This is a genomic window from Paenibacillus solisilvae (genome assembly GCF_042656405.1).
In the GTDB taxonomy this organism is placed as follows: domain Bacteria; phylum Bacillota; class Bacilli; order Paenibacillales; family Paenibacillaceae; genus Paenibacillus_Z; species Paenibacillus_Z solisilvae.
Genome location: NZ_JBHSOW010000116.1, coordinates 1 through 21,097, shown reverse-complemented (window position 1 = coordinate 21,097; position 21,097 = coordinate 1). Strand labels below are relative to the sequence as shown.

The window sequence follows — 21,097 nt, the reverse complement described above, 5'->3', positions numbered from 1 at the left end:
CGCCCGCCAGAAAATATGCCCCAAGAAAATGCCTTTTCTGTCATTTCTGCTCCTATTTAACCGGCTCCCGCCCTTACCTCTTAAAGGCACATAGGTCCGATTTCGAACTCAGAGACTGCCAGAGTCTCTGCACTCAGCTCAGACTCATAAGGCTTCCAAGCTGCAAGCTGCTCGGATTGCCCCTCACGGATACGGATGCAGTCAAAGGCCGGGAACTGCACAACAGCCTCCCGCAATCGTAGCCGGCCGGGATATACAAGCCGTCGGCGTGCTGGAATATGCCAAGCAGCACAACATCTCCATTCCGGAGGAGCTGGCTTTAGTCAGCTTCGAGAATTCCGCGCTTGCACACAAATATGGCATCACTTCGATCACTACGAATCTGTACGAAATCGGTAAAGAAGTCGCCAAGGTGCTGTTTAAGCTGCTGAATCGCAAAAAGGATCGGCCGACTCAAAATATTGTCATCCCTTCAGAGCTCGTTATCCGAAGCAGCTGCGGATCGAACAAATCAACCGATTGAACGAACTGATTACTGCGTATACAGCAGCTGCTCAAACCACAATAAAGGCATTCCACAACCGACAAAGGTTTGGGATGCCTTTTTTACTTCAAGGAATCCCTCAAGCTTTAGCGGAGATCTTGTTAATCAATGGCATTGGATCTGTAACGCCATTTTTCAATTCCCAGCCGCTCTGCAGCAGCGTCAGAAGGATGCCTTAGGCCTGCCCTTTTTGGCGGTTTTTCGCCTTGCTCCCGCGTAAAAACACTTTGTTTATCGAATCAACACTTCCTTTGTCAGCCGTGCAGGTAGTTGCTTTGGAACAGCGAATATCCATAGCATGATAACCGAATTGGAGGTATCGATATGAGTTTGTTGAAAACAAGGGATGCAGCGGATTTGCTTGGTGTCAGTCAAACCACCATTAAACGTTGGGCTTCCACTTTTCCGGATTTCTTCCAAAAAGACCGTGCCGGCCACTATATATTCTCGGAGCAGGAAATCGGCCTGCTCATTCATATTAAAGACCGCATCGATCACGGCGAAACCCTGGATCACATCGCTCTAGCGAGCAGCAGTCAAACGCCCGAGACTTCCGCTGAAAAGCCCGAAGCACTTGTATCTGCTGTACCGATGGAAGATATGCTGTCGCGAATCGAGCTGGTCGAACGTTCGCTTGATCATAAAGCGGATGAAGTCGTCTCGATGCAGCTGCTCCAGCACCGCGAGGAGCTCGAGGAGCTCCGCCATATGATCGAGCAGCTGGCCGCCTCCATGGAAACGATGTATGTACCGGGCAATCGTTCGATCTCGGCCCAGGACGAGATTCATCCTCTAGCTGCGGCCAAGCTGCAGGCCCCGCCGAAGAAACGCGGTCTATTGCGCTCTTTTTTCTCGCTGCTGTAACCGGCCTCCAACCGAAACAGGAATCACTCAAGAGGTCAATAACGGCCGCAAATAGTATTGAATCACCCTGACATGACCACTCTGCCGTGCATAGTTTAACTTAAAAGCGCACAGCACGAGAAAGAGTGGGATGAGAGATGGTCACAACCAAGAAAGCACTAATAAACGCTAAAAAGAAGAGAACCGCCAAATCCAAAGCCAACATTAGAAAAACATTTTCCACTGGTATTTTAAGACGAAACCCTGCTGCAGTATACGCCCTGGTTGATGTTCTTAATCTCGGGTCAGCAACAGCCAATGACATTGCCGTTCAAGTGTTCGACTGGTCAAGCGGCGTAGCCGTCCCGCTGCCTGTTGTGCCTTGCAATACGCCGATCTGCAAAGTGACGTTATTCTCAGGCCGCTCCACCTTCTTATATGCCGACGTCTCAAAGGTTGAATTTAAATACGAGGTCCGTATCACCCGCTTGGCGGCGAACAAGAATGTCATCCTAAACGTTACCGGGGTGTCCGGGACACCGTTCACCCCTCAAGCGGGAGGGACGGTGCTCCAGCATAGCCTTGTGGAAGTTAAACGGAAACGGTAAGCAGATATGGAACCGATGCCGCTTTAGAAAGGGAGCTGTGCGCTAGTTGCGCAGCTCCTTTTCCGGCTCCAGTCATGTTATGCTGGAATCGTATCGCACTTTTTCTATATCAATCTCGATCTCTTTTGAAAGGATGGGTTAGGAATGAACATTTCTCTGTTCCGGGCGGCAGAAGCCGGTAAGACAGAAGAGGTTCTGCAGCTTATTGCACAAGGAGCTGATATAAACGAGCGGGATTCGCGCGGACGCACTCCGCTAATGGCCGCCGTTCATGGGAATAAGCCTGCAGCTGTACAAGCCATTATTAATGCGGGAGCAGACATTAACCTGCAGGACAACCGGCAGGATAACCCGCTGCTGTATGCCGGGGCGGAAGGTTTGCTTGAGATTCTGCAAATTCTGATTCGGGCAGGCGCCGATACAAGGATAACCAATCGTTTCGGGGGGACCGCTCTTATTCCAGCTGCAGACCGGGGACATGTGGACAATATACGGGTACTGCTCGAACAGTCCGATGTCGACATTGATCATATTAATAACCTCGGATGGACCGCCCTGCTGGAAGCTGTCTTATTAGGCAATGGCGGCACCAAGCATCAGGAAATCGTAAGCCTTCTGCTTAAACATGGAGCTGACCGGAATATCGCAGATTATGATGGAACCACTCCATTGAAACATGCGCAGCAGCGGGGATTTAGAGAGATTGAGAACCTATTACGAAGTGTTCAGGCCCAATAAACTGCACAATTGAATACTTCACCCTATAGAGGGAAACCCATACATATACAAAGAAAAGGACATATGATCTACATGATGACTGTAGAACGTATGTCCTCTTTATATCCCGCACTCCTGTGCGAGAGAAGTCCGCGGTAAACGCCGGTTACAGCTGTGTGACTGCTTCGTTCGGTTTGTCTGCACCCTCAGTGAGCATAGCGCCCTTCCACTTGAGATAAAGCTCATAGGCTGATCCGCTATCCAGCAGATGTTTGCATGTATATAATCCTTCCTCAACCGAATCTACGCGATCGCTCAGACGAAGTCTCACTGCAGCATTGAGGAGGACTTGATTCATGTAAGCAAGGTGGCCGCCGCCCTGCAGCACTGCCTCCGTAACTTCAATATGCCTTACAGGCGTCCATTCTCCTGCTGTTTCCGGGAGCTGCGTATCTAAGCCGTAGGTTTCAGGATCAATGACATGAAGCCGCGCTTCTCCGTCTTCGACAATATACGCCCGAGTCGGCCGTTCGATGAAAATATCCTCTGAGCCTTCGGCCCCTTGAACGATCAGCGCTTTGCGGTAATTCAGCTTCACAAGCAGCTTTGCCATCCGCTCAAATACTGTATTATGATAAACGCCATACACGAGATACGGGGAGTTGGAATAGTCGACCAGCTTCTCAGCTGTATTCAGTACAGTGCGCATGCCAAGCTCTTCCCGAATCGCCCGGAGCTCCTTGAGCGGCGGACACCATTGCTCTGCAGGCACGAATAAGACCCCTGTCCCCGATGCTGCCCGGATCACCTGCTCACGTGAGAGCTTCTCCGCGTCAATGCCCATTGCGCCCAGCAAATCATGCAGGGTTATACCCCATTTGGGAGGAAGCGACGCCATACCATGAAGCGTTGTCGGCAGACCGGCAGCCGCTAGCAGAAAGGCAGTCGCGAACGTTGCGTAGAACGATTTCTTGCGCCCGTCATAAGGCCCAGCGCAGTCTATTCCCTGCTGGAACGATGCACGATACGCTTGTTTGCGGCAAATTTCAACAAAGGCTTCCATCTCTTCGACGCTCTCCATCTTAATCCGTTCCGCCATCAGGAAGGCGCCGATCTGTGCCTGGCTGGCCTTCTGATTCACAATCAGGTCAGCCGCCAGCAGCGCTTCTTCATAGGTCAAATCGCGGGCGCCTCGTTTCCCCCGTCCGACCTCTTTCATTAATTCTATAATCATCATAAGGCCCCCTTATTTTTGCTCTTGGAGCAGCTGATAGACTTTTACAATGGACGTCGCAACATCAACCATTCTTTTCCGGTCATTCATGGCCTGCTTGCGCAGAAGCTCATATGCCTCAGCCTCGGAAACATTTTTGATTTTACTCAAAATGCCCTTCGCCATATCGATCCACTTCCGCTCTTCAAGTCTCGCCTCCAGCTGCTTACGCTCATTTTGCCACTGCATCCGCTCCATACATTGCTTGGATCCGAAATGCAAAGCCCAATTCAGCTCCTGCTCGCTCATGGATGGCGTCAATATGCCGTCAATCGGTAAATCCTCTTCACAGAACGCCGCAGACATCCCTGCCGTGGAGGCACTGCACCACCAGAGCATCGGCACTCGCTTCCACCTCAGCAGCTTGCTGGCCCAAACCTTGATTTCACCAAGCGGCAAATCAAGAATGATGCCGTCTGCTTCGTCGATTAACTGTTTTGCTTGTTCTTCTATGCTAGCTTGATAGATGTAATAGCCGTTAGCTTCCAGAATAGTTTCAGGTGATTGCGTCTCAGACTCTTGATCCGGGGGACGGGACGCAGGCGGGGACGCCTGATTATCGATCACTAACAAAGAACGCATATTGAAGCGCTCCCTCCTATTCAACTTTTCGCTCACATGTCGTTGTGAATATTTATAGCATATGTTAGGTTTGGTTGTCGATAAGCAAGATGATCCATATATAATGTTAGATATCTTGACATGAACCTTCATAACCATGTATATTTACATTAACGAATCCATTTCCTATCCTTAGGATCCGTATTCGCGGCAATTCAATATCATCACGGATACAACGGTGTATTCGTTTGAACCGGCAATGAAGCCTGTTTTGACTTACGAAGGAGCGTAGTCTGCCCTTTGGAGCAAAACGGGCTTTTTCTGATTTTAAATAGCAGAACGTTTAAAGATTGAAGGGAGAGAAACAACTATGACAACTCCAAAAAAGCTGGTGCTTATTGGTAATGGTATGGCGGGGGTTCGCACACTCGAGCATCTGCTGAAGCTAGCTCCAGGCGCTTATGAAATTACGATTTTCGGCGCAGAGCCTCATCCCAATTATAACCGAATTATGCTTTCCTCCGTTCTGGTCGGCGGTGCCGATCTGAATGAAATCGTCATTAATGATTGGAATTGGTACAAGGAAAACAACATTACGCTGCATACGGGTCATACAGTAACGAAGATTGATACCGCCCGTAAACGAGTCATTACGAATCTCGGACTGGAAGCCGATTACGATTCCGTTATCATAGCAACAGGCTCTAACCCGTTCATGCTCCCAATCCCTGGCGCTGACAAGACTGGCGTCATCGCATTCCGCGATATTAAAGATTGTGAAACGATGATCGAAACCTCGAAATCCTACAAGAAAGCGGCCGTTATCGGCGGCGGCCTGCTGGGTCTGGAAGCTGCCAGGGGCCTGCTCCATCTGGGGATGGAAGTTACGGTTATTCACAAACATGATTATTTGATGGAACGCCAGCTCGATGAAGCAGCTTCCAGAATGCTGCAGCGCGAGCTTGAAGGACAAGGGATGAAGTTCCTGCTTAATAAGCATTCCGCCTCCATTACAGGAAGACGCCGGGTCAACGCTTTGCAATTCACAGATGGCAGCGAGCTCGCAGCGGATCTGGTCGTTATGGCAGTCGGCATCCGGCCGAATATTGCACTGGCCAAAGCTTCCGGGGTGGATATCAACCTTGGCATTGTCGTTGATGATTATATGCGCACGAATATCCCGGATATATTCGCAGTTGGAGAATGCGTGGAGCATCAAGGTATCGCTTATGGGCTCGTCGCACCTTTATATGAGCAAGGCGCTGTACTTGCCAAGCTTCTGGCCGGAGTCGAAACGGCTGGTTATGCAGGCTCGGTTACTTCAACGAAGCTTAAAGTATCCGGGGTGGATGTTTTCTCAGCGGGCTACTTCCGTGAAAAGCCCGGAACTCGCGCCCTGCGCATTCAAGATGACCTTGCAGGCACGTACAAGAAGATCGTTATCCAGGACGGTAAACTTGTCGGCGCTGTATTGTTCGGAGACACCACCGACGGTGCAGAATTATTCGCTACGATTAAGAAAGGCGAATCGGTTGCAGGCAAAGAGAAGGAGCTGCTGCTCGGAATCTCCTCCGATCTGCTCGGACAATCAGGCGGCGGCAACCGGCTGGAATCTATGCCGGATGATGAGATTGTGTGCGGCTGCAACGGCGTCTCCAAAGCGACCATCGCTGAGGCTATTCAGGCTAAAGGCTGCGTGACCGTAGGACAAATCAAATCCTGCACGAAAGCTTCGGCTTCCTGCGGCGGCTGTAAACCGGTAGTCGAAGGACTTCTGACACTCTATGCCGGAGATGCAGTAGGCGAACCGGTTAAAGAAGGCATCTGCGGCTGCACCACTCTGAGCAGAGATGAAATCGTGGAAGAAATTAAGCGCATGAAGCTCATGACCGTCAAAGAAGTCATGCATGTGCTCGACTGGGATAATAAAGACGGCTGTTCCAAATGCCGCCCTTCCCTCAACTACTACCTCGGCATGCTGTATCCAGAGGAGTATATCGATGAGAATGAATCACGCTTCACGAATGAGCGTTATCATGCGAATATCCAGAAGGATGGCACCTATTCGGTCGTCCCACGTATTTACGGCGGCGTGACATCCCCTGCTGATCTTAAGAAAATAGCCGAGGTTGCGGAGAAATACGACGTTCCGATGGTGAAATTCACCGGCGGGCAGCGGCTCGATCTGCTGGGTGTGAAGAAAGAGGATTTGCCTAAAATTTGGGAAGATCTCGATATGCCTTCCGGCCATGCTTACGGCAAGACATTAAGAACGGTGAAAACCTGCGTCGGCTCAACCTTCTGCCGGTTCGGCACACAGGATGCAATCAGTATGGGCATCAAGCTCGAGAAAGCTTTTGAGCGCTTGAATACCCCGGCCAAAGTCAAGCTTGCTGTATCCGGTTGTCCGCGCAACTGTGCCGAAGCCACGATAAAAGATTTTGGCGTCGTTGCTATTGACGGCGGTTGGGAACTCTATGTAGCCGGTAATGGCGGCGTTAAAGTAAGAGCCTGCGATTTGCTCGGCACAGTCAAGACAGAGGACGAGGTCATGGAATGGGCCAGCGCCTACCTTCAATATTACCGCGAGAATGCGCAGTGGAATGAACGGACCGCGAACTGGCTGGAGCGAGTCGGTCTGGATTCCATTAAGAAAGCATTGGAGAAGCAGGAGGATCGCTTAGCGCTGGTAGCCCGTATTGAGAAGACGCTCAGCCTAACGACAGATCCATGGAAAGAAATCGTTGAAAATGATCACCTGCGTAAAAATTTCGAGCCGATCCCAAGCGCGCAAGCACAAACTGTTTAACCTATAAAGCCTATTAAGGAAGGGTGCATCTATATGACAAAGCTGCTGGTGGGCAAGCTGTCCGACATCGATGAAAGAGGCTCACGCACCTTTCGTGTGCAAGACCTGGATATTGCCGTATTTAAGCTGGAGGATGGAAGCATCCTGGCCATTGAGAACCGCTGTCCGCATAAGGGCGGCACATTATCGGAGGGAATGGTGTGCGGCAAGATTGTGCACTGCCCTCTGCATGATTGGAGAATCGACCTGCATACCGGCCTTGTCAATGAACCTGATGACGGCTGTGTGACCACGTTTGAGACTGAAGTTGACCGCGAGAGCGGCTCCATCTACCTGACGATCTAAAGGGGACCTGGACATGGACTACGTGAAACCGGCCGAAGTACTAGAAACGATGATTGAGACCGGAACTTCCAAGGCGAACCTGAATGCTTTCCAACTGCTGATCCGCGCTATTCTCGGAGGCGCAATTCTTGCTTTTGCAACAACACTTGCATTTACAGCCGTTACTCAGACTTCGATTGGTCTTACTGGTGCAATTATTTTTCCCGTCGGCTTTGTTATTATCGTTCTTCTTGGACTAGAGCTCGTTACGGGCAGCTTCGCACTTATTCCATTATCCGTCCTGGAACGAAAGACATCTCTTGGACGTATGCTTGCCAATTATGGCTGGGTAATCATAGGTCATCTCATCGGGTGTGCATTGTATGCCATTCTCTACGACTTGACTGTGACCAAGATGGGAACGGATATGCAGAATCCACTCGCCAAGATGCTGATACAGGTCAGCGAAGCCAAAACATTGGGCTATAAGAAACTGGGCTTCGACGGCATGGTTCTGGTATTCATAAAAGCCATTCTGTGCAACTGGATGGTAACACTGGGCGTAGTCATGGCGATGACTTCCAAGTCCACCTCCGGCAAAATCCTTGCCATGTGGCTTCCTGTTCTTACCTTCTTCGCGCAGGGCTTCGAACATGCCGTTGTGAATATGTTTGTTATACCGGCAGGCATGCTGCTTGGCGCTATTGTAACTATGTCCGATTGGTGGCTGTGGAATCAAATTCCTGTACTCGTCGGCAATTTAGTAGGCGGAGCCTTATTCACCGGCATATTGTTCTACTTCTCGCAAAAGACATTCAAACGTTCGGCGGCAGCACATGTACACACAGGGGCGAAGGATGTTCTTACTCCCGTGCCTGCTGAGAGAAGAGGTCTATAATGAGAATCGCGGCAGGTACGGTTTATATTGTCGGCGCAGGTCCGGGTGATCCTGAACTCATTACTGTCAAAGCGATGCGGCGTATTCAGTCCGCAGATGTCGTTCTCTATGACCGGCTGGCCAACGCTGAATTGCTCGGCTATGCCCGTCAGGATGCCGAGCTGGTCTACTGCGGCAAAGCTCCTCATGCACACGCCATGCCGCAGGAGCAGATCAACGAGACGTTGATCGCTTATGCGCTGGAAGGCAAGAACGTTGTAAGACTAAAGGGCGGCGACCCCTTCGTATTCGGCCGCGGCGGCGAAGAAGCCATGGCCCTTGCCGCAAAAGGGATTGCCTATGAGATTGTGCCGGGCATCACTTCAGCGATCGGCGCTGCTGCCGCCGCTGGAATTCCAGTGACACACCGTGACTATGCCTCCTCATTCGCCTGTGTGACAGGCAGCCGCTGTCATGGCGACAAATCCCCGGTTCGCTGGGATTTACTCGCTCACAGCGTGGATACACTGGCCATTTATATGGGCGTAAGCCAGCTTGGTCATATCCGCGAGGAGCTGCTGAAGCATGGCAAGTCAGCGGCGACGCCTGCAGCTCTAATTGAGCGGGGCACAACAGCTCAGCAGCGTACGATTATCGGAACGCTCGATAATATCCATAAGCTTGCCGTCACCATGAAGCTCAGCAATCCTGCACTCATTATTATTGGCGAGGTTGTACGGGTTCGTGAGCATCTGCTTGCCGCAGAGCAGCAGGCCGTACAGTTAATCGGATGAGATCACGTGATATCATTCATAATCAAAAAGCGCTCCCCGCATTAGCCGGCTCAGCCGTGCGGGGAGCGCTTTTTTAATTGTGGAAAGTTAATGAAAGCAAGCCTGCATGGTCCAAACTTCCATAGAAATTACAGTAAGACTGCCATCCCCGTATACCTGAAGCCCTAAGGAATCCGGACGGCTCAGATAGGCCCTTGTGGTTAAACTCTTTAGCCCATTGGCATAGGCTTCAATCATGGAACGATCCAAATAAACATGAAGCCTCAGGCTTTCACCGCCGAGTTCTAATTTCCCGCCCATCGGATTGGAAACGTTTCCAATTGTACAGTATGTATTCAACAATAGATTAATCGTCCGTTAACAACGTCCGGAAGTACCGCTCCCGATTATTCAGAAAATCCCGGGTCAGATTATAATGATCGGTAGCTTCATAGTCAATCTCGCTGATCTCCCGTTCCGTGAACTGCAGAATCTTTGCCCCGGGGTAACCCATTAATATCGGAGAATGCGTGGCTATAATGAATTGGGCTTGTCCCTGCTGCTCCAGCTCCCAGATGATCCGGAGAAAGGCCAGCTGGTTCTGCGGTGAAAGAGCGGACTCCGGCTCATCCAGAATATAAATGCCTTTGTTCATGAACCGGTTGGTGAAGAACGTAAGAAACCCCTGCCCATGCGACCGTTCGTTCAGGGATATGCCGCCATAAGGATCGTAGGCGGAAGGTCCGACATCCCTGGCCAGCTCATCAATGTAGTTCGCAAAGGTATCGAAGGTTTCCGCCCGGAAATAGAAGCCGTTCTTCACCTTAGGAAGCCAGGAAAGCTTCATGATGGATGCAAGCGAGAGATCATCCTTCTCTCTGGCAACGAGCAGATCCCGGCCGCCGACAATGCTGAAGCCGCATGAAGCGCCGATCGCCTCCAGCAGCGTCGACTTGCCCGTACCATTATCCCCGATAAAGAAGGTCACATTGGAGCTGAACGTATACGTTTCCAGATTCCTCAAGGGTGCAAGATTAAACGGAAAGCTGTTCTGCTCTTCTTCCGCTACCTGCGACCATTCCAGATCAAATTTCTTTAAGAATGGCATATATACCTCCCTACAGCCGAACGAGCACTCTTCCCTTCGACTGTCCTGCTAAGATTATAGGCACATAATCCTTCACCTGTTCGAGCGAAATCTCCTCATGCAGGTTCTCTTCCAGCGATGGTTTGAGCGTATTCGCAATACGCTGCCATACCTGCTCTCTTCTTGCCATCGGAGCCATAACGGAATCGATTCCGATCAGCCGGACAGCCCGGAGAATAAAAGGGAATACCGAGGTGTCCACATCCGTTCCTCCCGTTAACCCGCTCGCTGCAACGACGCCTCCATATTGAATGCCCGGCAAAATGGAAGCTAAAGTCAGACCGCCGACACAGTCAACGGCACCCGCCCAGCGCTGTTTGTCCAAGCTGCGGATGCGGCCGCTCAGCAGTTCATCCCGCGCGATTACCTGAGCCGCGCCCAATCGGAGAAGCTCCTCCCTCATGTCTGCTTTGCCGGTACTTGCAATCACTTCATAACCGAGCTTCGCCAGCATCGACACCGCCATGCTCCCTACACCGCCTGTTGCCCCTGTAACCAGAATAGGGCCGCTTCCCGGCTTAATTCCATTTTCCTCAATCTCCATGACTGACAATGCCGCTGTGAAGCCCGCTGTGCCGACAAGCATCGCTTCCTTGAGGGATAAGCCGGCGGGCAGCTTCAATGCCCATTCCGCCGGAACGCGGGCGATCTCGCTGAACCCCCCGTAATGACTTACCCCAAGCCCGTAGCTCGTGACGATCACCTCATCCCCTGCTTGAAACCTGTCGTTTTGGCTGCTAATAACCGTACCTGCCAAATCAATTCCGGGAATGAACGGATAATTCCTCACAATATTCCCATCCGCCTTACAGGCTAGAGCATCTTTATAATTCACGCTGGAGTATGCGACCTGGATGACAAGCTCGCCGCCTGGCAGGTCATTCAAATGAATCTGACGGGTGTGTATAGCGACTTCAGCCTCATTGCCCGCCTTATCCACGAACAGTGCCCTGAAAGAATTCATCGTTATTATGACCTCCTTAAATTTCCGTTCTATAAGCAGTAGTTCTGGATTCATGCTGTTGCAACTATCATAAACCTTGAACGGCCTAAATGCGAATAGCCGTCGACGGCACGCACTGCCCCACACCGCGCGCAAGGAGGTTCGCGTGGTATAAAAAGGTGGCCTTCATACCGCTCATTCTTCAGGGAACGTTCAAATCCATTTCATCTCTCTTTAAGGTACGGCGTTTACAATAGAGCCATAAGCCAATTCAAGCTTAGTATGAAATGAGGGATTTACCATGAATGCCAAACGAGTGTTTATCATCGGGACAATGGCGGCTGCGATTTCATTTGGCAGCGGAATCGGTTCCGCAAAGACGAGCGCAGATCCACTTGACCGCTCTAACACCATCTATATCGCACAGACAGGCGAGAAATCAGAGGTTCCTACCGATGATCTGCAGCAATTGCTCGGAGTATCGTCGGATCAGGAGATCTATGACGCGCTATATGAGGGAAAATCATTGGCTGACATAGCCAGCGCTAATCATACGGACGTCCAGCATGTCATCGATCTGCAGATCGGAGAATTAACTGCGCAGCTGGATGAACGGCTTGCAAGCGGAAGCCTTTCCCAAACGGACTATGACCTGCAAAAGTCAGAGCTCACGGAACTCATTACAGCCAGCACCTATGCCACGCATGATAAGGCTTAGCTCTGCCTTTACGGCGGCGAAAAACTCCAATCCATGTTGATTAGCGAAGTATTCGCGAGCCGTGGATCGGAGTTTTTTAACATGCTTACATTCACCGCACACTCGCTAAATCTGCATTTAACAGTTGTTTGTTTATAGTAATATGGTATGGCTGGTCTGGTGCTCCCCGTTAATAACTGCCGTTAATATCAATTTCAATTTCATCGTAATACACCCAGCGGCTGCAATGTTCACGGGCTCCGTTATGATCGGCTTAGGTCTAATCAGCATTCTAGCGGCAGGGCAATGGTCCTCCTCGCGAGCCGCGAAAATGAAGCCGGAAATCGCTTCATAAGTGGTCCCGAACAGCGAAGAGCTGAGCCCTCCCCGAAAGGCGGCCCAGCTCTTCGCTGTTCCTGATTCCAATATCGGGGATGCTCCCCGGTATCCAATAACCGGCGGAGCATCCCCATTATTCTTGGACTTATTTAAGCGCTCTAAGACCCAGAGCAAGCGAACCTGCCAGACCGGCATTGTCGCCAAGACCTGGCGGTACGATGTAATCAGCGATACCATCCATCAGAGACTGCGCACTGATGTATCCGTTTAAGTTCTTCTTCACTTCCTCATGAATGAGCGGGAACAGCTGCTTCTGGTGCATAACACCGCCGCCGAGAATGATTTTCTTCGGCGAAATCAGCAGTATCGCATTGGCAACAGCCTGTCCGATATAGAAAGCTTCCATCGCCCATGCCGGATGATCCGGAGTCAGCTCGCTTCCTTTAACCTTCCATCTGCCTTCCAGCGCCGGGCCCGCGGCCGCACCCTCCAGACAATCTCCATGATAAGGACAACATCCTTCGTATGTGTCCTCAGGGTGACGTCTGACCAGCACATGTCCGCCCTCTGGATGAACTAAGCCGTGAACCAGCTTTCCTTCTACAAATACACCGACTCCGACGCCTGTACCGATGGTGTAATACAGACAGCTGTCGAGTCCTTTAGCCGCACCCCAGGTTGCTTCCCCGAGAGCAGCCGCGTTCACGTCCGTGTCCCAGCCAAATGGAACATCGAATACTTTCTTCAGCTCCGGAATGAACGGATAATTGCCCCAGCCCGGCTTTGGCGTTGTCGTTACATAGCCATACTGCGGGCTTGCCTGATTGATATTGATCGGGCCGAACGAACCAACCCCAATGGCCTCAACCTGCTTGTCCTTGAAGTAATCAATGACCTGAGCCAATGTCTTCTCCGGCTGCTCTGTCGGGAAGCTCACCCGATCGTGGATGACTCCCTCTTCATTGCCAATCCCGCATACAAACTTCGTTCCCCCAGCTTCAACTGCTCCGATAATCATTATTGGTCCTCCTAAAAGTTTTTTGCACATTCAGTGAATACTTCTTCGCCAGCAAAAAACTCGCTTCGGAAGCATATGCCTGGTTTTTTGCACATTCAGTGAATACTTCTTCGCCAGCAAAAAACTCGCTTCGGAAGCATTCGCCTCGTTTTTGCGTGGCTCAACCCATAAACCTAAATATACTTCAAATCCGCTCCTCAAGCCAAGACCAAATCGCCTGAAGCGTTAACCATTGGTTGGATAAGCCATGCGAATTGATGAACGGCTCCTGCTCGCGAAAATAATCCGGGTGGCCTCCGATTATCGGTACGCCGCAGGCCGCCTGCGGCGCATACTTATCCACCGACCAGGAGGGAAGCCATTGGTTATTCGCTGTCCAGCCGCCGAAAGTTCCAAGGCGGGAGATCCGGTCGGCGGTTTTAACCGAGGAACCTCTGCCGGGGGCTGCTTCGTCGGCTGCAGCGTACACATACAGAACCGAATGGCGGAGCTCCTGCCGGATGCGGAATTTAGGTGATCCGATCAACACACTCGGACTCGGCATGCCGCCCTCCCGTTCAAGCTGCATGCCGGCGGCATGCACAGCAGCCACACCACCGCCGCTGTGTCCAATCCATATCGTCCGGCCTCTATCCGCATGTCCAGACCGCTGCCTCGCCTGAACAGCCTCGATGGCACGCTTGCCCCCAATGGAGCGACCGTACCGCGATACGCCAAGCCGCAGATCATGGCCGATTTCCCGAAGCTGAGGGATGACCCTGCGGCTCCAATCCCCATATGGGAATAGCAGCTCCGAGTGAACGCTTGCGGCCTTCTTCTCTATCATACGGTGTAGAGCGAGCCGAAAGCTATCCATGAAATGAGGGGCTGTCGCAAGACCGCTCAACAGATACATCGAAACATGTTCATTGCCCATCCTGCTTAGCCTTATCCTTCCCATGCCCCTTATCAAAATCAATCGCTGACAAGATTCTCTCCATGTCGCTTGGATGACTGCTGCGCAGCCACTTCACAAGCAGCGGCGGATTCACATCGCTTAGCGAAGCTATTGCCAGCTTCTGATGCATGGATACCGAGCCTTCCGCGCTTCCGATCAGCTTCATCCCATACGAGTCAGCGGCGGACTCGGCTTGCCGCGATACCAGATTCGAAACCGGCAGACTTACGAAAGAAAACACCGCAATCAAGAGCAGAATCAAAGGCAAGGCCGCCATATCGGATAAGCTGCGGATGCCCCATCCGGCTCCCCGCCGTCTCACCATCCAGCTGTACAGAAAGCCGCCGGCTGCGAGCAGCATCAGTGAAGAACCCACAGCGCCAACCGCACTCCATTCCAGATGGTGCATCTCGTAATGCCCCATCTCATGCGCCATAATCATCATAATTTCCTTATCAGTCAGCTGCTTAAGCGTCGTATCCCACAGCACAATGCGAAGCGAGGAGCCAATGCCATTCACATAAGCATTCATCGCATTGGTCTTGGATGACATATCCACCTCGTAGACACGGTCCGCCGATATGCCCGCCTTTGCTGCAAGATCAAGAATACGGTGCTCCAGTACCGGATCCGATAAACGGGAATAGTGGTTATAAAGCGGATCAATTACAACAGGCTGTATGTACATCATGAACACAATGAAGGGGATGGAAATCAACCACAGCTTAAGCCACCAACGGCCGCCCCGCGAAATCATCCAGAAGGCCGCAGCCGATACCGCAAGCACCGTGACATAGCCGACTCCGAACGCAACCAGCTTATCCCGGATCCAGCCAAGCACAGGCTGAGTCGATATCCCGTAAGCCTTCGATAGGCTGTAGCCGGCAATGCGTAAAGGCAAATAAAGCAGAAACGACGCTGCCTGAACAAGAAGAACGAAGATCGGAAACCGGATATAGATCGGCAGCCTCGTCCGCTCGAGTGCATCCCTCCAATTCCGCGCTAATCCGCCAGCGAGCAGAAATACGTAAATGAGCCATTCCCATGGCCCGCTCATAAAGAAAATCCAATTACTCAGGGCGTTTAATGTTTCGCTATCCTTCAGCTGAGCCGGCGTGAAGAAGGCTGCCGGATCTGCGGGTGTGCCTGAGTATGCAGCCGGCACCGCGTTTGGCGATGTATACCAGGCGTAAGCCGCCATTACCAACGCGTAGCCTATGAGCAGAAGAATGTATTTCGGCATATTTGAACGCTTATCCAGGGTCATGGCATCGTCTCCTAGTTTTCCAATGATGGTTCTCTTATTATAATACAAACAGAAACCCACCGGCAGGGCATGCCTGCTTGGTGGGTTGTTCGTCAGCAGGTACGAGAGCCATGGAGCAGACCTGAGATCCAGCGGTTTTAACGTAGATCCGGATCACCTTTGGGGTTGCCGGATTAGATGCTTAACGCTATTAAATGACCTCCCGCTCATCATTGCCAGGCAGCTCCGGGAACGGGGCATGCGGCTCAGCCTGATACCAGAATGTCGTGGAAGCAATATCGCTCTGCTGAGGCAAATAACGTCCTCCCGAGCGCCATCCAAGATCCTGAATCGTCACCTTGAGGTCGCTGTCAAACCGGATCGGGTCCATCACATGCCAGCGGTACATGCCGAAGCGCTGCTGGCTGCGGTACAGCCCGTCCGGCTTGATGAGCTGATGCATGCCTAGGAAGGCAGTCGAGTACGTCTGGTACTGTCCCTGCGGCTGCTCCCAGTTCCAGGCCCCGCCAAAATAATCCTCCGTCCCCGTTCCGCAGATGGTCGGAAATTCACCGTCTCCATCCAAGTAAAACTTCACTTCCCCTTCTCCCCACCAGCCGGTATTGTTAACCTGCCAAGCCAGATAAGTGCCTACATAATGGCCTTTACCTTTTACCCCGTCAAGTAAGGTGTGGACATCTTTATATGGGACGGGATTGCTCCTTCTCCACTGTGCATGGAAATAAGCCATATCATTTGGAACCTCGGTTAGCGTGTAGTCCACTTGATAATACAGAACCCCTTTATCATTGGCCGTATTCGTCATCGTAAAACGGGCGGACCTGCGGAAAGGCATCTGCCAGTAGCTGTTCATGCCGCCTGCCGGATTCACGGACACCGGGAAGGAGTTGACGTTGCTCCGCTCCTGCCAGCCGTTGCAGAAGAAATCGCCTACAGGCACCTCGACGGACGGCTCCGTTTCATCATCCCAATAGATGCGCAGAATAAATTGCCGCCATAAGTTTGGCGCGGTTGTTAACCATATATGCTGAATGGCACCCGACCCGGTAATCTCTGCCATCGTAAAGGTGGCGCCCGCCTCAATCTCTACGGAAGGCGACACCTTCCAGCCGATGCCCAGATCCCGCGCGCACCCTGCACCTGTTCCTTCCTCCGCCATCCCGCCTTTGCCTTTCTCCCCCGTGAAGTTCTCGGCACTGATTGATCTTGTCTTCGCATCCGATAGTCTTCCCAAATTACCAAGTCCCATATTAAGCCCGTTAAAGCTGCTCATGTTCATTCTCCTCTTCTTATTCAAGAATGGTTGGCCATTGTTCGCTGCTGCACCTAACTATGTAAACGATTGCAGATATTCGAAGTGAAAGACTTTCGCGCAGCAAGGCTGGAGCAGAACCGATCCTTGTATGGACCGTTTCAGATGAGCGAATCCGTAAAGCTACAGATCCTTGTTGCCGTCGATATATTTAAGATTAAACTGGAATACATCAATGGTCCACTTTCCGTCCGACTCGATCAGATGCAGGTTGTACGTGCCCACAAACGTTCTAACGTTCTGGCCTGTGGGGTTCGGGAAATAGTGGCTTGCTATTCCGTAGCAGAAAACATCGGCCCCGCTTCCAGAGAAATCCACGATATAATTGCCTACCTGATGATGAATGGCTTGAAGCTTGGCTAACCCTTCCTCCCAGTCTTGTATAATTGAATCCGCGCTTACGACACTTGGCTCGCCGGCTCCCATGGAGCTCATATCGAAACGCAGCTCCGGCGTGAACAGCCCCCTGACCTTGTCCCAATCCCGCTCATCCGTAAATATAAACAGCTGATTCACGACTCTAATAATCCGTTCCTGATCCGTCATGGCATCCCCACTCCTATATTCATTTTTATGTCAGGGATATTCTACCATGCATCTTCATGCGCGAATACTGCATTTATGAAGAAGGTCATTGTGAAAGCAAGTAAATTCCTTTAATATCAGCATTATCACTATCCTTACAAATGTGGGCCGACAAAAACAAGAGGTGTACGCATGACTTCAACCATTTATCAGCATTTTTATACCATAATCACCCTGCTTAACATTCCGCTTGCGATCGCGGTTATTTTCCTGGAACGGCGTAATGTCGGCGTAACCTGGGCATGGCTTATGGTCCTGCTGTTTCTTCCCGTCGTCGGATTCGGGGTCTACCTGATATTTGGCCAAAATCTGAGCAAGAAGAAGCTTTATCACATTAACAAACGCACGCTGAAGGCGATGAGTGAGCTTATTGAAGCCCAGCGTAAGCAGTTCCGCGAGCATAAAATCATCTATCATGATCCAGCGATAGAGGATTATCAGGAACTCATTTATATGAACCTCACGAGCGGCTTTGCCTTATACTCGCAAAACAATGCAATCGATATCTACACAAACGGTAATGACAAGTTTGACGACCTGTTCCGTGATATTGAAGCAGCCACGCAGCATATTCATCTCATGTACTATATCGTTCAGCCGGACATACTCGGGAACCGGCTCGTCGATCTGCTCACGGCCAAAGCGCAGCAGGGCGTTACGGTTCGTTTCCTGTACGATGATATAGGCAGCACGCATCTGCCGCGTCATTTCTTCGACCGGCTCAAGAAAGCCGGCGGCGAGGTAGCTGCTTTCTTCCCTTCCCGGATTCCTTATCTGAATTTTCGCGTTAATTACCGCAATCACCGGAAGCTCGCCATCATCGATGGAACAGTCGGTTATATCGGCGGGATTAATGTCGGCGACGAATATTTGGGGCTTAACAAGCGGTTCGGCTACTGGCGGGATTCGCATTTGCGGATCAAAGGCTATGCCGTTCAGCAGATGCAGGCGCATTTCATGATGGACTGGAATCTGGCTTCTCATGCCAAAATTAACCGTGACATGGATGAGCTGTTCCCCATTGTAGAGGACTGCGGACAGGCGGGTATCCAGATCGTATCCAGCGGGCCCGACCAGGCGATGGAGCAAATCAAAAACGCTTATATTAAAATGATTAACTCGGCTAAAGAAAGCATCTACATCCAGACCCCTTATTTTATCCCGGACGAAAGCTTGCTGAATGCGCTGAAGCTAGCCGTTCTCTCCGGCATCGACGTGCGGATCATGCTCCCAGCCAAGCCTGATCATAAGATGGTGTACTGGGCTTCATATTCCTACTTGGGGGACTTGCTCAAAGAGGGGATGCGGTGTTATCTGTACGAGAAAGGTTTTCTTCATGCGAAAATGATTGTCGTGGACGGGAAAGTCGCCTCCATCGGAACGGCCAACTTCGATATCCGCAGCTTCAAGCTCAATTTTGAAATCAATGCGATCATGTATGATTCGGAAACCGCCTGCATCTTGAAACGGGTATTCGAGACGGATATGGAGAACAGCGCGGAGCTCACTTATGAGGCTTATACAACCAGGTCCCTCTTCCAGCGCTTCAAGGAATCCTGTACCAGACTGCTCTCACCGATTCTTTAACGCTATGAATAGAGCGCTCCCGAGCAGCTAATGAGCTGCCGGGGAGCACTCTATTCATAAACCAGGCAGACAAATTTCAACGGTCGTCCCCTCGTCTACCTTACTCTCAATACTCATTCGTCCCTTATGGGAAGCGATAATTTTCCTTACAATCATCATGCCGAGGCCATTGCCATCGGGCTTAGTGGTATGAAACGGCTCTCCGATTTGCCGCAGCACCTTATCCGTCATTCCTTCGCCGTTGTCGCTGATCCGAATGCGCTGGAAGGGGCCCGGAGCCGTATCTGCGTCTATTTCGATCGTCCCCCCGAAAGGCATGGCTTCCATCGCATTTTTCAAAATGTTAAGGAACATCTGCTTAATCTGATTCCGGTCGCACCTGATGACCAGGCTTTCTTGGAAGTTGCTGTTAATGATAATCCCGTTCATCGTGGCTTGAAAATCAAACACATGCAGAACCTCCTGCAGAATAGCCAGGCACTGTTCTTCTTTGAACACCACACTCTGCGGCTTCCCTAAAATCATAAACTCGCTCACAATGAGATTCATACGGTCCAGCTCAGACATCATCGTCGAATAATAATCAGGCCTGATCTGCTTGCCGGATAGCTGCATCATGCCCTTCACCGTCGTGAGCGGATTTCGGACCTCATGGGCGATACTTACCGCCAGTTGACCGGCGAAGATCAGCTTCTCCGTATTGCGAAGCATGGCCTCCGTCGATTTGATCTCTGTGATATCTCGCAGGCTGGCTACGGCACGATTAATCACCTGGTCGAACCCGCGTATCGGCACCACATCGAGGATATAGTACCGCGGCTGATCATGCTTCCGAATACAGATCTCAACCCCGATACATGCTTCATCCTTCACAAGGACGCGTTCAAAATAAGCACCAACCGTTTCCAGCTCATACACCGATGAGTCGACATAACTTGCCTTATCCCAACTATCCGCTTGAAGGATCGCTAAGCAAGTATCATTAATCTCAATGATCGATCCCGTCTCATCCGTTACGATAACGCCATAATAATTCGTTTCAAGCAGCACATGATTGAGGATTTGAAGCTGCAAATTTTGTCTGCGCAGCAAGAGCTCCCTCTGGGCGGAATCCGCTATCGTGCTTAAGAGCGCAATTAAATGAGGATGAGCAAACCCGATATCCGTCATGAATGAAATCGTCCCTGCGACCCGCCGCCCGTCTTCCCAATAGAAAGGGACTGTACAGCAGGCAAGTCTGGAAAGCATGTGATAATAATGATCCTCACCGATAAGCTCGAAAGGCCGCCCGTAACGCAAACACATCATAACGGAGTTAATCTCGTTCTCATCAATCATGGATACACCTTCAACGATACCAAGCTCGTTAACGGCATCTAATATGGAGGGGTCTCCCTGGAAAGCGAGGATATTGCCTTGATCATCCGAAATTCCAATAAGAAAGGGGGACCCCGGCACAGAGGTTAGAAATTTATCCACAAAGAACTGCAGAATACTGATAAATTCTCTGTATTTCACGAGTTTGTCAGCCAGTTCTTCAGCTGTTATTCTGTGCTTCTGAGGAAGCGGCATAGCAGGATCTACGCTCCGGCCTTGAAGCTGCTGCTTAGCTTCTAAAATCCAAGTTTTTTCCATTTGTTCTATACCTTCTAACCTTCATGTTTGGGGTGATATACAAATCTTGGCGGGATTGTTATTTTCAATGATAACAATCTTAACATGGATTATCCATACCTGAAGTATAGAACTTATCACTTTTTAGTCATCCAAATGTTTCAAATGGCTAAATGCCGGCAGCTTATTTTAGACTGACTGGATAACGATACTGGAAAATCAGCCTGCCTGCACAAAAAAAGCCGACCTCACAAGTGATATTATCCCCTTCAAGTAGACACTCAGAAAAAAACCTTATGGTACCATAAGGAATGAGTGAACT

23 protein-coding genes are annotated in these 21,097 nt (G+C 50.8%); 10 read left to right on the top strand and 13 right to left on the bottom strand.

Annotation, left to right across the window (positions count from 1 at the left end):
* Nucleotides 1-80: 80 nt before the first annotated feature.
* The gene (locus ACFPYJ_RS29275; protein WP_379191789.1) at nucleotides 81-221 is read right to left on the bottom strand and encodes a hypothetical protein; all 141 of its coding nucleotides are present in this window, start codon (nucleotides 219-221) and stop codon (nucleotides 81-83) included.
* Here ACFPYJ_RS29275 and ACFPYJ_RS29270 point away from each other — a divergent pair.
* From ACFPYJ_RS29270 to ACFPYJ_RS29255, 4 genes are all read left to right on the top strand, one after another.
* Nucleotides 161-523, top strand: a complete 363-nt coding sequence (locus tag ACFPYJ_RS29270) for a substrate-binding domain-containing protein (protein WP_379191816.1) — start codon at nucleotides 161-163, stop codon at nucleotides 521-523. The genes ACFPYJ_RS29275 and ACFPYJ_RS29270 overlap by 61 nt on opposite strands.
* 345 nt (nucleotides 524-868) lie before the next feature.
* Complete coding sequence (locus ACFPYJ_RS29265) at nucleotides 869-1,408, top strand: MerR family transcriptional regulator (RefSeq protein ID WP_379191788.1); 540 nt, start codon at nucleotides 869-871, stop codon at nucleotides 1,406-1,408.
* A gap of 137 nt (nucleotides 1,409-1,545) precedes the next feature.
* Nucleotides 1,546-1,995 (top strand): hypothetical protein, encoded by a 450-nt coding sequence (locus ACFPYJ_RS29260; RefSeq protein WP_379191787.1) that lies wholly within the window; start codon nucleotides 1,546-1,548, stop codon nucleotides 1,993-1,995.
* A gap of 144 nt (nucleotides 1,996-2,139) precedes the next feature.
* Complete coding sequence (locus ACFPYJ_RS29255; protein WP_379191786.1) at nucleotides 2,140-2,733, top strand: ankyrin repeat domain-containing protein; 594 nt, start codon at nucleotides 2,140-2,142, stop codon at nucleotides 2,731-2,733.
* A gap of 145 nt (nucleotides 2,734-2,878) precedes the next feature.
* On the opposite strand, the gene ACFPYJ_RS29250 is transcribed toward ACFPYJ_RS29255, so the two are convergent.
* Together ACFPYJ_RS29250 and ACFPYJ_RS29245 are read right to left on the bottom strand one after the other, a co-directional pair.
* The gene (locus ACFPYJ_RS29250) at nucleotides 2,879-3,949 is read right to left on the bottom strand and encodes an anthranilate phosphoribosyltransferase (RefSeq protein WP_379191785.1); all 1,071 of its coding nucleotides are present in this window, start codon (nucleotides 3,947-3,949) and stop codon (nucleotides 2,879-2,881) included.
* Between the two features lie 9 nt (nucleotides 3,950-3,958).
* The gene (locus ACFPYJ_RS29245) at nucleotides 3,959-4,567 is read right to left on the bottom strand and encodes an ANTAR domain-containing response regulator (protein ID WP_379191784.1); all 609 of its coding nucleotides are present in this window, start codon (nucleotides 4,565-4,567) and stop codon (nucleotides 3,959-3,961) included.
* Between the two features lie 349 nt (nucleotides 4,568-4,916).
* Between ACFPYJ_RS29245 and nirB the strand changes: the two genes are divergently transcribed.
* Genes nirB through cobA form a run of 4 tightly spaced genes read left to right on the top strand, consistent with a single transcriptional unit; the run spans nucleotide 4,917 to nucleotide 9,350 of the window.
* Nucleotides 4,917-7,355 (top strand): nitrite reductase large subunit NirB, encoded by a 2,439-nt coding sequence (gene nirB, locus ACFPYJ_RS29240; protein ID WP_379191783.1) that lies wholly within the window; start codon nucleotides 4,917-4,919, stop codon nucleotides 7,353-7,355.
* Nucleotides 7,356-7,388: 33 nt separating this feature from the next.
* Complete coding sequence (gene nirD, locus ACFPYJ_RS29235) at nucleotides 7,389-7,700, top strand: nitrite reductase small subunit NirD (protein ID WP_379191782.1); 312 nt, start codon at nucleotides 7,389-7,391, stop codon at nucleotides 7,698-7,700.
* Between the two features lie 13 nt (nucleotides 7,701-7,713).
* Nucleotides 7,714-8,577 carry a formate/nitrite transporter family protein gene (locus tag ACFPYJ_RS29230; RefSeq protein ID WP_379191781.1) on the top strand — a complete coding sequence of 288 codons (864 nt, stop codon included), beginning with the start codon at nucleotides 7,714-7,716 and terminating at the stop codon, nucleotides 8,575-8,577.
* Nucleotides 8,577-9,350 carry a uroporphyrinogen-III C-methyltransferase gene (gene cobA / locus ACFPYJ_RS29225; protein ID WP_379191780.1) on the top strand — a complete coding sequence of 258 codons (774 nt, stop codon included), beginning with the start codon at nucleotides 8,577-8,579 and terminating at the stop codon, nucleotides 9,348-9,350. Before ACFPYJ_RS29230 ends, cobA begins: the two co-directional genes overlap by 1 nt.
* A gap of 87 nt (nucleotides 9,351-9,437) precedes the next feature.
* Here cobA and ACFPYJ_RS29220 read toward each other — a convergent pair whose 3' ends face one another.
* From ACFPYJ_RS29220 to ACFPYJ_RS29210, 3 genes are read right to left on the bottom strand one after another with little or no spacing between them, the layout of a single operon-like run.
* Nucleotides 9,438-9,692 carry a GH32 C-terminal domain-containing protein gene (locus ACFPYJ_RS29220; RefSeq protein ID WP_379191779.1) on the bottom strand — a complete coding sequence of 85 codons (255 nt, stop codon included), beginning with the start codon at nucleotides 9,690-9,692 and terminating at the stop codon, nucleotides 9,438-9,440.
* A gap of 4 nt (nucleotides 9,693-9,696) precedes the next feature.
* Entirely contained in the window at nucleotides 9,697-10,437 is a 741-nt protein-coding gene (locus ACFPYJ_RS29215) for an AAA family ATPase (protein ID WP_379191778.1), read from the bottom strand.
* 10 nt (nucleotides 10,438-10,447) lie between these two features.
* Nucleotides 10,448-11,440 carry an oxidoreductase gene (locus ACFPYJ_RS29210; protein WP_379191777.1) on the bottom strand — a complete coding sequence of 331 codons (993 nt, stop codon included), beginning with the start codon at nucleotides 11,438-11,440 and terminating at the stop codon, nucleotides 10,448-10,450.
* 280 nt (nucleotides 11,441-11,720) lie between these two features.
* On the opposite strand from ACFPYJ_RS29210, the gene ACFPYJ_RS29205 reads away from it, so the two are divergent.
* Nucleotides 11,721-12,137 carry a hypothetical protein gene (locus tag ACFPYJ_RS29205; protein ID WP_379191776.1) on the top strand — a complete coding sequence of 139 codons (417 nt, stop codon included), beginning with the start codon at nucleotides 11,721-11,723 and terminating at the stop codon, nucleotides 12,135-12,137.
* 132 nt (nucleotides 12,138-12,269) lie between these two features.
* On the opposite strand, the gene ACFPYJ_RS29200 is transcribed toward ACFPYJ_RS29205, so the two are convergent.
* The 6 genes from ACFPYJ_RS29200 to ACFPYJ_RS29175 all read right to left on the bottom strand — a co-directional run bounded on the left by ACFPYJ_RS29200 (nucleotide 12,270) and on the right by ACFPYJ_RS29175 (nucleotide 17,535).
* On the bottom strand, nucleotides 12,270-12,542 hold the full coding sequence (locus ACFPYJ_RS29200; RefSeq protein WP_379191774.1) for a hypothetical protein: 273 nt from the start codon (nucleotides 12,540-12,542) through the stop codon (nucleotides 12,270-12,272).
* Nucleotides 12,543-12,600: 58 nt separating this feature from the next.
* On the bottom strand, nucleotides 12,601-13,473 hold the full coding sequence (locus ACFPYJ_RS29195) for an ROK family protein (protein ID WP_379191773.1): 873 nt from the start codon (nucleotides 13,471-13,473) through the stop codon (nucleotides 12,601-12,603).
* 184 nt (nucleotides 13,474-13,657) lie between these two features.
* Nucleotides 13,658-14,389 carry a hypothetical protein gene (locus ACFPYJ_RS29190; protein ID WP_379191771.1) on the bottom strand — a complete coding sequence of 244 codons (732 nt, stop codon included), beginning with the start codon at nucleotides 14,387-14,389 and terminating at the stop codon, nucleotides 13,658-13,660.
* Nucleotides 14,379-15,677 (bottom strand): M48 family metallopeptidase, encoded by a 1,299-nt coding sequence (locus ACFPYJ_RS29185; RefSeq protein WP_379191770.1) that lies wholly within the window; start codon nucleotides 15,675-15,677, stop codon nucleotides 14,379-14,381. Before ACFPYJ_RS29185 ends, ACFPYJ_RS29190 begins: the two co-directional genes overlap by 11 nt.
* A gap of 190 nt (nucleotides 15,678-15,867) precedes the next feature.
* Entirely contained in the window at nucleotides 15,868-16,950 is a 1,083-nt protein-coding gene (locus ACFPYJ_RS29180; protein WP_379191769.1) for a glycoside hydrolase family 172 protein, read from the bottom strand.
* Nucleotides 16,951-17,112: 162 nt separating this feature from the next.
* Nucleotides 17,113-17,535: a nuclear transport factor 2 family protein gene (locus ACFPYJ_RS29175; protein ID WP_379191768.1), complete on the bottom strand. Its 423-nt coding sequence runs from the start codon at nucleotides 17,533-17,535 to the stop codon at nucleotides 17,113-17,115.
* A gap of 171 nt (nucleotides 17,536-17,706) precedes the next feature.
* On the opposite strand from ACFPYJ_RS29175, the gene cls reads away from it, so the two are divergent.
* Complete coding sequence (cls, locus tag ACFPYJ_RS29170) at nucleotides 17,707-19,161, top strand: cardiolipin synthase (RefSeq protein WP_379191767.1); 1,455 nt, start codon at nucleotides 17,707-17,709, stop codon at nucleotides 19,159-19,161.
* Nucleotides 19,162-19,215: 54 nt separating this feature from the next.
* Here cls and ACFPYJ_RS29165 read toward each other — a convergent pair whose 3' ends face one another.
* The gene (locus tag ACFPYJ_RS29165; protein WP_379191765.1) at nucleotides 19,216-20,796 is read right to left on the bottom strand and encodes an ATP-binding protein; all 1,581 of its coding nucleotides are present in this window, start codon (nucleotides 20,794-20,796) and stop codon (nucleotides 19,216-19,218) included.
* Nucleotides 20,797-21,097 lie beyond the last annotated feature (301 nt).

Excerpts from the sequence above, each read along its gene's own strand:
- ACFPYJ_RS29265 (WP_379191788.1), top strand. The coding sequence starts at position 869 with ATGAGTTTGTTGAAAACAAGGGATGCAGCGGATTTGCTTGGTGTCAGT.
- ACFPYJ_RS29260 (WP_379191787.1), top strand. The coding sequence starts at position 1,546 with ATGGTCACAACCAAGAAAGCACTAATAAACGCTAAAAAGAAGAGAACC.
- ACFPYJ_RS29255 (WP_379191786.1), top strand. The coding sequence starts at position 2,140 with ATGAACATTTCTCTGTTCCGGGCGGCAGAAGCCGGTAAGACAGAAGAG.
- ACFPYJ_RS29250 (WP_379191785.1), bottom strand. The coding sequence starts at position 3,949 with ATGATGATTATAGAATTAATGAAAGAGGTCGGACGGGGGAAACGAGGC.
- ACFPYJ_RS29245 (WP_379191784.1), bottom strand. The coding sequence starts at position 4,567 with ATGCGTTCTTTGTTAGTGATCGATAATCAGGCGTCCCCGCCTGCGTCC.
- nirB (WP_379191783.1), top strand. The coding sequence starts at position 4,917 with ATGACAACTCCAAAAAAGCTGGTGCTTATTGGTAATGGTATGGCGGGG.
- nirD (WP_379191782.1), top strand. The coding sequence starts at position 7,389 with ATGACAAAGCTGCTGGTGGGCAAGCTGTCCGACATCGATGAAAGAGGC.
- ACFPYJ_RS29230 (WP_379191781.1), top strand. The coding sequence starts at position 7,714 with ATGGACTACGTGAAACCGGCCGAAGTACTAGAAACGATGATTGAGACC.
- cobA (WP_379191780.1), top strand. The coding sequence starts at position 8,577 with ATGAGAATCGCGGCAGGTACGGTTTATATTGTCGGCGCAGGTCCGGGT.
- ACFPYJ_RS29215 (WP_379191778.1), bottom strand. The coding sequence starts at position 10,437 with ATGCCATTCTTAAAGAAATTTGATCTGGAATGGTCGCAGGTAGCGGAA.
- ACFPYJ_RS29210 (WP_379191777.1), bottom strand. The coding sequence starts at position 11,440 with ATGAATTCTTTCAGGGCACTGTTCGTGGATAAGGCGGGCAATGAGGCT.
- ACFPYJ_RS29205 (WP_379191776.1), top strand. The coding sequence starts at position 11,721 with ATGAATGCCAAACGAGTGTTTATCATCGGGACAATGGCGGCTGCGATT.
- ACFPYJ_RS29195 (WP_379191773.1), bottom strand. The coding sequence starts at position 13,473 with ATGATTATCGGAGCAGTTGAAGCTGGGGGAACGAAGTTTGTATGCGGG.
- ACFPYJ_RS29190 (WP_379191771.1), bottom strand. The coding sequence starts at position 14,389 with ATGGGCAATGAACATGTTTCGATGTATCTGTTGAGCGGTCTTGCGACA.
- ACFPYJ_RS29185 (WP_379191770.1), bottom strand. The coding sequence starts at position 15,677 with ATGACCCTGGATAAGCGTTCAAATATGCCGAAATACATTCTTCTGCTC.
- ACFPYJ_RS29180 (WP_379191769.1), bottom strand. The coding sequence starts at position 16,950 with ATGAGCAGCTTTAACGGGCTTAATATGGGACTTGGTAATTTGGGAAGA.
- ACFPYJ_RS29175 (WP_379191768.1), bottom strand. The coding sequence starts at position 17,535 with ATGACGGATCAGGAACGGATTATTAGAGTCGTGAATCAGCTGTTTATA.
- cls (WP_379191767.1), top strand. The coding sequence starts at position 17,707 with ATGACTTCAACCATTTATCAGCATTTTTATACCATAATCACCCTGCTT.
- ACFPYJ_RS29165 (WP_379191765.1), bottom strand. The coding sequence starts at position 20,796 with ATGGAAAAAACTTGGATTTTAGAAGCTAAGCAGCAGCTTCAAGGCCGG.